We start from the raw sequence: 240 nt of genomic DNA, 5'->3' as shown, positions 1-240 counted from the left end.
ATGAGGATCTTCTTGATCGATTTTTTCTCTTATTGCATCCATTAACGCATAGGTTGTTTCCCCAGCGATCGAACCTGTTTGTTTTAGTTCGTGATCTGCTTGGAATTGGATCACTGCATTTTTCGTATCCCGATCAAATTCATCATCCACTTTTCCAACAGAATAACCTAAGGCATCCAGCATGCGTTCTGCGGAATTTACGGCTGCCGAAGCATTTCCTTCTTTTAATTCTGTTTCAGG

1 protein-coding gene is annotated in these 240 nt (G+C 41.2%); it reads right to left on the bottom strand.

The window, feature by feature from the left end; genetic code table 11:
- Window positions 1-240, bottom strand: a 240-nt coding sequence (locus tag R0J88_RS23100; protein ID WP_410901330.1) for a peptidoglycan-binding domain-containing protein, incomplete at both ends; no start/stop codon positions are given.

This window comes from Pseudoalteromonas sp. SIMBA_162, assembly GCF_046535955.1.
In the GTDB taxonomy this organism is placed as follows: Bacteria; Pseudomonadota; Gammaproteobacteria; order Enterobacterales; family Alteromonadaceae; genus Pseudoalteromonas; species Pseudoalteromonas marina.
Note: the sequence above shows the minus strand (reverse complement) of the source record. Positions and strands in the feature narration are given on the sequence as shown.